This is a genomic window from Lactiplantibacillus pingfangensis (assembly GCF_005404945.1).
GTDB lineage: Bacteria > Bacillota > Bacilli > Lactobacillales > Lactobacillaceae > Lactiplantibacillus > Lactiplantibacillus pingfangensis.
The window spans coordinates 32,893-43,420 of record NZ_BJDG01000028.1 but is presented as its reverse complement, the minus strand read 5'-3'; the positions used below and the strand labels follow the sequence as shown (position 1 = coordinate 43,420).

The following is a 10,528-nucleotide window of genomic DNA, read 5'->3' as shown; positions in this document are numbered from 1 at the left end:
AAAGCGCCCAGCCACGGGGCGGCTGGGCGCTAATGATAGCTGATTACCAACAACAGTTGACAAAGAGCCATTTTTTAAGCTGGTCTCTGCGACAAAACTGCTTGTAGTTTCTTATTATTCAGCTTTTTGCAACTGATACCCATTCACTAACAACTGATTGCGGAACCAGGTATTAAACATCGCACCATACCATACTGCGCCTAAGATATTAATCACGAGTTGAACATTGGTACTAAATAGTGCCTGTGTCAACAGGTTAATCGTCATCAATGCCATGAACGGCACCAACGCTTTAACAATAAAAAATGGCGTCCGATAACGAAAACTAAATAATGCAAAGAACCAAGTAAATAAGAATGCTAACCAGTTGAATGAGCCACGAACAACCTTAGTATCCTGCTGGCCATCGACAGTTTTAACCAGTACCTGGTCTTGTTTCACCCGTCCTTTAAAATTAAACCAATCTGCAAAAGTCATCTTAACGCGCCTTTCCACTTGAATTAAGTCATGCCAATCCATTAAAAATCCTTATCATTATAGTAACAGGAAGCTAACAGTTAGTGCCAGTCAAAAATTCCGAAGACTGCTTAAAAATGGTGACTTTGATGAAAAAACAACCGGTTAAAAGCCGTTCCAGCCATAATTGCGATTGACGCCCGGTTTTCATAATGGTATCTTAAGTCATTGAAAGCGATTGCAGATTTTCATCATAGGAGGAATTTTATATTGCTAGTAGGAAGTATTGAAGCAGGTGGCACAAAATTCGTTTGTGCCGTGGGTGACGAAGACTACCGTATCAAGGATAGTGTTCATTTTCCAACCACGACACCAGCAGAAACATTACAAAAAGCGATTGATTATTTTAAGCAATTTGATATTAAAGCTTTAGGGATTGCCTCATTTGGGCCAATCGAATTACGCAAGAATTCACCAAAGTATGGCTATATCACCTCAACGCCTAAACCTGGTTGGCGTGATACCGACTTTTTAGGCACACTCAAGCAGGCCCTCAACATCCCAATGTTCTGGACAACCGATGTAAACGGCTCAGCCTATGGCGAATACGTCATGTCAACACTAGCCAACGAAAAGATCAGCTCTTTAGTCTATTACACGATTGGTACCGGCGTTGGTGCTGGCGCCATCGCCGATGGTAAATTTGTTGGCGGGATGGGGCATCCTGAAATGGGCCACACCTTACTCAAACGTCACCCAGATGACCTAGATTTCAAAGGCGTTTGCCCATTTCATGGCGATTGTCTTGAAGGACTCGTCGCCGGACCAACTTTTGACGCCCGGCTCGGCAAACCCGGCAAAGACGTGCCAATGAGCGATCACACTTGGGATATCATGGCTTACTATGTCGCTCAAGCCGCGATCCAATCAACCTTAATTTTACGGCCTGAAAAAATCGTCTTTGGCGGTGGTGTCGTTAGTGAACCGTTCCTAGTCAAAGTACGTGACCAATTCAAGACGCTCTTGAATGATTACGTTGAAGTGCCCGACTTGGACAAGTACATTACCATGCCAGTCGTAAAAGACAATGGTTCCGCCACCCTTGGCGACTTTGCCTTAGCTATTCGCGAGTTACAAAAATAAGATTTTTATTTTCAAAAAGCAGTTTGTCATTACGCTAGTCACACGCGTAATGGCAAACTGCTTTTTCGATTCTGACGAAAAGACTAACTGACTTACGTTGTTGCCAATAACGGCTTAAATTTCCAATGATAGAATCCAAACCCGATTAAAACGGTGATGATGTCCGCCATCGGTTGCGCCCAGACAACCCCTAAGTAACCAAATAGGCGATCAGCGATGACAATTACCACTAAGAAGACCACCCCTTGGCGCGCAATCGACATGATAAACGCCCCGAGTGCCTGCCCAGTTGATTGAAAAACGGTCGTGAATACGAGGATCACGCCAATCAAAGGCGTCGTGCTAAGTAAGCTTCGGAGTAATAGGCTCCCCGCCCGGACAATCGCAACCTGTGGCATGAACCAACTGACAACGGTTGGTGCAAAGATCATCAAGATAATCGCCAAAACAAAGGCTAAGCCAGCCTCTACAAACAAATCAAAACGAATAATCTGTTTAAGCCGTTTAAATTCTCGTGCACCAAAATTATAGCCAATCATCGGCTGCACGCCAAACGCGAAACCCACGATGAGCAACATGACAATCATGTAAATTTTGCTGGCAATCCCAAATGCCGCCACTTGGCTCGCGCCATAGTGAGCAAGATAGTTATTCAACAATGCCGTTCCAAAACTCTGCATTAAATTTGTAATGGAAGCGGGTATGCCAATCAACAGAATGGCCTTAATCAAGCTGCCACTCAGCTGCCGTTGTTGCCAACTAACGCTATTTACCTGACATTTCGTTAAGACGAAGAATACCAAAATCGCATCCGTCAACGCATACCCAATGACCGTTGCAAGTGCAGCACCAGCCGCACCCAGACCCAGTGGAAAGATAAAGATTGGGTCCAAAACAATCGTCACGGCCGTCCCCGCGACGGTCGCAATCATCGACTGATTGGCTAAGCCTTCCGTTCGAATCATGTTGCTTGGAATCAACGAAAAAATAATAAAACTCGCGCCTAATGCCATAATCCGATAGAACTGGGCCGCATAGCGATAAGTTTCACTAGTGGCGCCAAATAGCATTAAAATTTGGCGTTCAAATACTAGTAATAACGCCGTTACGATTAGTCCCGTGGCAATCCCAGCATAGACACTAAAACTACTGACACGTCGGCTGGTCGCCGTATCTTGTTTACCCAGTAGGCGTGACATCAGGGCACTCCCACCGAGCCCAAAAATATCCCCAATCGCCAACATAAATGAAAATAATGGCGTACAAAGCGCTACGCCAGCGACCAACGCGGTATTCTGCGTTTGCGAGACAAAAAAGGTGTCAGCCAGATTATAAATCATACTGGCTAACATCCCGAAAACAACTGGTAAGGCCAGTTGAAAATAAGCCTGTGGAATCGGCTTTTTAACGAATAGTTCTTCCATCGTGACTTCCCCCAACAAATAGTTTGGATTGGCGTGAAGGCCTCTAGGTTTTGTCAAACTTGGCCTGATCCACAGAAAGTGCGTTTTTCAACTGGATTGCTTTTGTTCTAATGCCTAACTAGACTTGCGCAACGACCCTAATCATCAGCGTTGCTGTTCTGATAAAGCTGATAGTTTTAGTTTAACAAATAATTTCATAAAATTCACTGCGGACTTTTAGCTTCCCGAATCAGCGTCCACATTTTGATCACTGCTAGTGGCGTCCGGCCCTAGAATGTTGCCACCAATCTTGGGATAGCGTGCTTTGACCCGATTGTAAAAGCCACCGATATCTTCGCCGGCCTTACTAGATGCTAACAACATATTAGCCAGCACCTTGTCCGGGATTGCCGCCACGGCGGCCTGATCACAGTCAAAGTCGTCAACCAACATGCGACGTAATGACTTGGCCATAGTTGCAGCTGATTCAGAACTAGCCGCACTAACGCTGTCTGAGTCGGCTTTTCTTGACGATTCCGCCTGTTTTGAAGATTCTGCCGCTGCCGAACTTGACGCTGACTCAGCGAGCGATTCCTGTCGGCTAGAAGTTGCGCGACTATTGGACTCACGTTCCGCAGCCGATGACGCCTTGGCGGCTTTTAATCGCTCAGCGGAAGCTTGTTGCGCCTTGGAAGATTGTTCCTGTGCCACCCGTTGCTCATTTTGGGTATTAATTTGAGTCCGGCGATACATCAACCAGCCAAAGGCCGCCATCACAATAATCAAACCAACCACTAACCCAGTCACCACTTTTGGCCAAACCGGACGTTTAGGTGGTTTTCGACTTGATCGTCCCTGACTAGCCGTCGCCTGTGAGGTTGTCGTGCTTAACTGATACCCACAATGCTCACAAAACCGACTCTTTGCTGAAACCGGTTGGCCACATTTGGGGCAAGTTGGCATTTCTGGTTGATTTTGTAATGATGTGCCACAACTGACACAAAACTGCGCTGTTTTAGTGTTGCGTGTGCCACAATTTGGACATTGCCGCATCTGATCACTTCCTGCCTATTTACAAGTTTAAACTCGTCTGCTAATAATAACCCAAGTATACCGAATTTGGTCGTCCTAAGTACAGTGCGATAATCGCTAATGCCCAGAAAGACCGGCTAACCAAAAATAAACAGCTTAAACTGTGGCACAACTTAACCAGGTTTTGCCATTAAATAATTAGTCATCTGAATACCAGCTCGCACGACGCATTGTGCTTGGACTACTTGATACCCGCGACTTTCAAAAAACGGTCGGGCTGTAATCGACGCAGCCGTTGTGTAACGCTCGCAATCAACTTGGGACTCCAGCTCGGCAACTAAAGTCGTTGCAATGCCTTGCCGTTGACAATCGGCATCGACATACAATCGGTCCAAATAACCGCTGGCACTCATATCCGCAAACCCAACAATCTGATCTGCTTGGACCGCAACTAAGGCAGTATGCGCCGCCAGCGATTTTTGCCATGCAGCTGCAACTTGCTCATTATCTGGTCCAATCCAAGCAGTTAGTTGTTGAGGCGTATAATCGGCGGCATTAATTTGCAAGACAGTTCTTTTAAATAGGCGTCGAATCGCCAATATGTCGGTTGATTGATAGTTTCGAATTTTCATAGATTCCCCCGTTTTAACTAAGATGACCAGATAAAAGCTAACTAAGTCATTTTAACAAAAAAAGCCGACATTTCGTCGACTTTCCGGTTTTTAAGCTTTAACTTTAAGTGTCGCTAAGTTGTTGCCTTGTGAAACCAACCCGGTCTGACTGATTTCAAAGTCGTCGGCTTGCTTGTTGATTAAACCGCAAGTCACCAATGCGGACTGGTTCGCAGCATGAATGGCATCAATCGACGCCGTTGCTAAAATGACATCTGGGGCAACGGCATCGCCGACAGCGACTTGCCAATTAACCACTTGTGGATCTAATGCGTCAGCAATCGTCCCGACTTGAACAAGATACTCGCAACCAAAATCGGCTGCAATTGTCACCGTTTGATCCGTGACTTTGGTAATTTGACCCGCGATTGGTGCATGAATCTCGCCTTCCATTGGTTCGATGGCGAATCCCGCTGTCACAGCGGTGTCACCAGCTTTACGTAAGTCAACGTACATGCCATTGACTGGTGCGGCTAAAGTAATTGTGTGTTTACGTTGGAATAATTTCATCATCATAAAGACCTCCATTAAGTCAGGGTTCAATTACCGGTGGCCACCAGTATCATCAATTTATTAAGCGCTTTCTTAATTCATCCTTACTGTAACTTATCGAACGGGTTTCAAGTCAAGGCGATTTGAAAAAGTTTTTTTGACAAAATAAATAGCCCACCAAATTTATGGCAGACTAGTTTTAGCTTATAACAGTCGCTGAATAATTTTTCTCAAATAGTCCAACTGTAATTTAGAGACACTCACGCCCATATCAGTCGCGTTTCTTGTAATCATATCGTAACCTAACACCTGCGTTAAAATAATACTCGATGGTCGTTTTGCCATTACCGGCAACAAGTAACGACTGTGCTGTTTCTTAGAAATCACGGGAAAAACAATTGCCATCCCAGATAGATTGTATTGTTCATTTGAAACGACAACCACCGGACGTCTAATATTACCCGCGAAGTGACTGTGACCGCCTTCCTCATGCCCAGCATACGGCTCAGCATCGACCCAACAAAGCAGATCTTGTTTAATCCGTGTTCTCTCCGCCATGTGACACCCCATCAGCCATGATGCCAATCTGCTGATTAAATGCCGCAATGTCTTTTGGATCATCGTTCCAAATATCTGGAAAGTTTGACTTACCGGTCGGAACAAACGGCAATTCGTTCGTTTTAGTTAGTTCGACCAGAAACATATTGACTGCCGTACTCAAGTCAATCCCCATGCCAGCGGCAACTTCCGAAGCGTGTGCCTTAACATCTTTGTTTAACCTAATTGTTAACGTGGTATCTTTTGACATTATCATCACCTCTACACACATTGTAACACTTTATAAATACAACGTTGTAGTATTGAGTGCTATACGGGCAAGTTGATTAACACTTACTCGGTAAATCTTCTGATGGTACTATTTAAAGATAACACTATTCAAAGAACATTTGTTCGCGTTTACAAAAACTAAACAAAATTAACATCATCACAACAATTAGACTGTCACACACTTTCTCAATCACAAAAAATACCACTCCTAAATCTCAGAAGTGGCATCATTTTTTATTGCCTGAACTTATTTTTCAATCCAATGTTTCTTCCCAAAGAAAGCTAGTGCCGTCGTCAAACTCAATAACGCTACGCCCAGTAAAATTGCGCCTCTGGCACGCTGGTCATCAGTTTGTGGCAAAGTATTGGCCTTATCAGCAGACGTCTTAGTGGTCGATAATGATTTTGGCAACCCTTGACTTGTGGTTGGCCGACTCGTCATTGGTTTCATCGTCGTCCCAGTTCGAGAACTAGTTGAGTCAATAATCGTATCAGCTTGGCCGTTATTGTTCGAACTGTTCGTTGTCCCATTACCGTCCGTATTACCAGTGTCGGTGCTGGTACTAGTGTCAGGGTCAGTCCCAGGATCAATTTCATCAGGATCACCATCGTCACCGTTATCCGTATTATTGTCAGCGACAACTGTCACCGTTGCCGTCTTCGTTACGGTATTGCCAAACTTATCCGTATAGCTGTAATTGACTTGATAACTGCCAGGAGTCGTCGTATCAACCGCATCATCACCAGTTACCGTCACATTAGCAAAGTCTACGGGCTGTCCGTTTTCATCCGTGGCAGTGACAAAACTATCCGCTGCGGTCCATGACGACCCTTGTTGAACGGTCACATCTTTGACATCCAACCCAAGTTGACTAGCAGCCACTGTCACCGTAATCGTCTTTTCGGCAACATTGCCATAAGCATCCGTATAACTGTAAGTCACTTGATAAGTTCCTGGCACTTGGTTATTAACGGCATCTGCCCCAGTCACTGTGACATCGCTGAAATCAACCGCATTGCCATCAGCGTCGGTGGCGCCTTCAAAACTGTCAGCCGCGGTCCAAGCTTCGCCTTGTGTAATCGTTGTATCGTTGGCATTGACGGCCACCGCTGATTTTGCAACCGCCACAGTAATCGTCTTGCTATCGACATTGCCATTTGCATCCGTATAACTGTAAGTCACTTGATAATCGCCAGGAACATTGGGTTTTACTGCATCCGCGCCAGTTACCGTCACGTCCTTAAAATCAACGGATTGCCCATCGAAGTCAAGCGCCTGATCAAAGCTGTCTTGCGCATCCCAAGTTTGACCTTGCATTACCGTGGTATCATGCGCCTCAACGGCTACCTTGCTAGCAACTACCGTAATCGTTGCCACCGCCGTCACGGCATAATTAGCTGCATCGGTATAACGATAAGTCACCGTATAAGTGCCAGGAGTCGTTGTATCAACTGTGCCATCAACAACTTCAACATCGGTACTCGTCAACGCGTTCCCATTGATGTCAGTGCCATCAGTGAAGTTGTCTGCCAATTGCCAGTGATTTGTCCCCGTTTGATCAACAGTGGAATCATGAACGTTCAAGGTAGTTTGCCGCGTTTGCCAGACATACGTATCCGCCATGGTTGCCCCGTTATATTGCGCCATTAATTGCGTTGATGTGTACATATTTCCTTTACTATCAACCCAGTAACCAGTATAACCACCAATCCCGGCTGTCGGCTGAATTTCAGGCAAATAGGTCCCCGCTGACGCGAAATTAAATTTATTCTCGGTACCCAACGTTAATTTTTTCAGTGCATTCGTGTAAATCAGCATCATATTAACATCGGTGACATTAGACATATCAACCCCGGATAGGTCGAGTGATGTCAGCGCAGTATTAGTATCAAACATATGTGCCATCGTCGTAATCTGATATGCACCCCAATTGGATAAGTCATACGTAGTCACACCAGAATTCAGCGAAAACATGTAGCCGGCATTTTGAAGGTTCACTGGGCGCCATTTGGAAACATCTAACACTGTCACTTTCGGAATTCCATTAAACATCGCAAAGCCATTGACGAGATTACCAACGTCCCAATTGGCTATATCTAAAGTCGTCAAACCGAGGTCCATGTAAAACATGTCAACACCATTGGTTAGCTGACTCGTATTCCACTTAGAAACGTCCAAGGTTGCCAAATTCGTCATACTGCTAAACATGCCATCTGCGGCACTTAACTTGCTGGTATCCCAGTTAGCCACATCTAAAGTCGTCAAACTACTATCTTGGTAGAACATGGCACCAGCATCCGTGAGACTGCTCGTATCCCAATTTGAAAGATCTAACTGACTTAGCGCTGTGTCTTGGTTAAACATCTGGTGCATGTTGGTGACATGACTCATATCCCAATTTGCCAAATTCGCAGTCGTGAGGTTAGCATCCTGATAAAATAGTGATCTAGTCGTTGTCAAACTGCCCGTCTGCCAACCGCTTAGATCCGCAGACGTCAAATTGGCATCCATCATAAATAGCTGATACACGCTCGTGACTTGCCCGATTTTCCAATTTGGCGCCACGACTGTCGTTAACGCTGGCAACTGCTTAAACAACGCCGTTAAATCAGTCAAACTGCTCAAATCCCAATTGGCAGCATTCAGCGTTACCAGTTGCGTATCACCTTTGACTAAGTTGCTGACATCAGTGACGCTACTGGCATTAAAGTTATCAGCCGTTAAATCGGTCAAACTCGTTAGACCGGCGAAGAAAGACGCTAAACTCGTAATACTTGAATTAAGTTGCCAGCCGCTCACATTTAGGGTTTTCAGCGCCGTATCATTCAAAAACATCGTGCTAATGTTAGTCACATTATGCATATCCCAACTGCTCAAATCTAGGCTAGTTAGCGCACTATTACTTTTGAACATGTTGACCATATTCGTAACATTGGCCGTATCCCAATTTGTCCCAAAATTAATCGTTTGTAGACTTTTATCATTGGTAAACATTGTATTCATATCAGTGACTTTATCAGTGTTAAAACTGCTTAAATCTAAACTGGCTAAGCTCGTGTCACCAGAAAACATGCCGCCCATGTTCTTCACGTTGCTAGTATCCCAACCGCTCAAATTCAAGCTAGTCAAGCTACTATCCCCGCTAAACATCGAGTTCGTGGTCGTCGCCGCGCTCGTATTCCAACTGGAGAGGTCTAAACTAGTCAACGATTTTAGGCCATTAAAGACACTCCCCATATTGGTGACTTTGCTCGTATCCCAACCACTCACGTTTAGACTAGTCAACGCGCTATCGCCATAAACCAGTTGGGCAAGATTAGTCGCTGAACTCGTATTAAAGGACGATAAATCCAAGTTAGTTAAACTGGACATTCCTGAAAACATGGCGCCAAAGTTAGTCGTTTTGCTAGTATCTAAATTAGCTAAGCCAGTAATTGTAGTCACATTGCTTAACCCTTTGAATAAATTCCCGGTACTTGCTCCTGCCGTTACAGGTCCGTCAAAAACAATCGACGTAATCGCACTAGCATTAGCTAACCACTGCGCATTCAGCGTCACATTGCTGGATAAATTGGCACCACTTAAAATGTGCAAGACGCCATTACTATCAATATTCCAACCATCACCAGCAGCAATATCAGCGGCGGTGACGGCGGCGCGCATCACCATCGTCCGCTGAGCGGTTACCTTTTGATCAGTCGTGGTTGTTGACGGCGCAACCACGTTCTCATCCGTAGTAACTGACTTATTGACAGCCGTAGTCGTAGGCGCTTCGAGAGTGGTAACGTCATCGACGGCCGCCGTAACTGCCAAATCATCGGTCACCGTCTGATCTGCTTGCGAAGCAGCACTATTAGTTGGAGCCGCAGAACTTGCCACCGTTGTCGTCTCCGATCCGGCAACCTGACTTTGTGCTGCGACAGTCGTCCCTGACTTAGTCACTTCGGCAGCCGAACTAACTTCAGTGGCGACACTGTTGGCTAGCTGTGCAGCAGTTGACGCCGTTGCCTGACTAGCTTGACTGACCTCAGCTGTTGCACTGGTTGACGCTTGGCTGTCACTGGTCGCGCTAGTTGTCGTTGACTCACTGGCCGAGACAGCGCTTTCAGTAGCCGCTGAACTAGCCGAACCTGCACTTAGCGTCACCGACTGATCGGTTAACTGAGCAGCAGCCGAAGTCACTACCGGCGTCGTCTCTGCTGTGTTACTTGTCCCCGTCTCGTCGGCATGGGAAATCATCTGATTACCTTGCCAAGTAGTCATTACTAGCACACCTGCAAATAACCAAAAACGGCCCTTTTTATACATTTTGTAATGTTCGGCTGATACTTGTGTTTTCTGACTCATCGTAAACTCACTCCTTACCGCTACCGATCGGTTAAAATTCTCGCGGATTTGATTTTCAATTATCACTCATATACATTTATCGTCATTAATAGTGTATCCCCTATACTATAAAGAATCAAATTAAGGAATGCCTTAGTATCAGCATTTGTAGTGGG

Annotated in this window: 9 protein-coding genes; 1 reads left to right on the top strand and 8 read right to left on the bottom strand. The window is 45.4% G+C overall.

The genetic code is table 11. The features are described 5' to 3' along the window. Nucleotides 1–114 precede the first annotated feature (114 nt). Nucleotides 115–477 carry a hypothetical protein gene (locus FFM74_RS11895; protein ID WP_137626850.1) on the bottom strand — a complete coding sequence of 121 codons (363 nt, stop codon included), beginning with the start codon at nt 475–477 and terminating at the stop codon, nt 115–117. A gap of 249 nt (nt 478–726) precedes the next feature. On the opposite strand from FFM74_RS11895, the gene scrK reads away from it, so the two are divergent. After that, a complete protein-coding gene (gene scrK, locus FFM74_RS11890; RefSeq protein ID WP_137626849.1) occupies nt 727–1,599 on the top strand; it encodes a fructokinase ScrK in 873 nt (290 codons plus the stop codon). 92 nt (nt 1,600–1,691) lie between these two features. On the opposite strand, the gene FFM74_RS11885 is transcribed toward scrK, so the two are convergent. The 7 genes from FFM74_RS11885 to FFM74_RS11855 all read right to left on the bottom strand — a co-directional run bounded on the left by FFM74_RS11885 (nt 1,692) and on the right by FFM74_RS11855 (nt 10,373). Next, complete coding sequence (locus FFM74_RS11885; protein WP_137626848.1) at nt 1,692–3,023, bottom strand: MATE family efflux transporter; 1,332 nt, start codon at nt 3,021–3,023, stop codon at nt 1,692–1,694. A 216-nt stretch (nt 3,024–3,239) separates the two neighbouring features. Continuing rightward, nucleotides 3,240–4,055, bottom strand: a complete 816-nt coding sequence (locus FFM74_RS11880) for a zinc ribbon domain-containing protein (RefSeq protein WP_137626847.1) — start codon at nt 4,053–4,055, stop codon at nt 3,240–3,242. Between the two features lie 152 nt (nt 4,056–4,207). After that, the gene (locus FFM74_RS11875) at nt 4,208–4,666 is read right to left on the bottom strand and encodes a GNAT family N-acetyltransferase (protein WP_137626846.1); all 459 of its coding nucleotides are present in this window, start codon (nt 4,664–4,666) and stop codon (nt 4,208–4,210) included. A 90-nt stretch (nt 4,667–4,756) separates the two neighbouring features. After that, complete coding sequence (locus tag FFM74_RS11870) at nt 4,757–5,218, bottom strand: PTS glucose transporter subunit IIA (RefSeq protein WP_171000734.1); 462 nt, start codon at nt 5,216–5,218, stop codon at nt 4,757–4,759. Nucleotides 5,219–5,401: 183 nt separating this feature from the next. Beyond that, nucleotides 5,402–5,755, bottom strand: coding sequence for a type II toxin-antitoxin system PemK/MazF family toxin (locus tag FFM74_RS11865; protein WP_171000733.1), 354 nt, complete (start codon nt 5,753–5,755; stop codon nt 5,402–5,404). Further along, a complete protein-coding gene (locus FFM74_RS11860) occupies nt 5,733–6,005 on the bottom strand; it encodes a type II toxin-antitoxin system RelB/DinJ family antitoxin (RefSeq protein ID WP_171000732.1) in 273 nt (90 codons plus the stop codon). The genes FFM74_RS11865 and FFM74_RS11860 overlap by 23 nt, the downstream gene beginning before the upstream one ends. A 267-nt stretch (nt 6,006–6,272) precedes the next feature. After that, a complete protein-coding gene (locus tag FFM74_RS11855) occupies nt 6,273–10,373 on the bottom strand; it encodes a BspA family leucine-rich repeat surface protein (protein ID WP_137626842.1) in 4,101 nt (1,366 codons plus the stop codon). Nucleotides 10,374–10,528 lie beyond the last annotated feature (155 nt).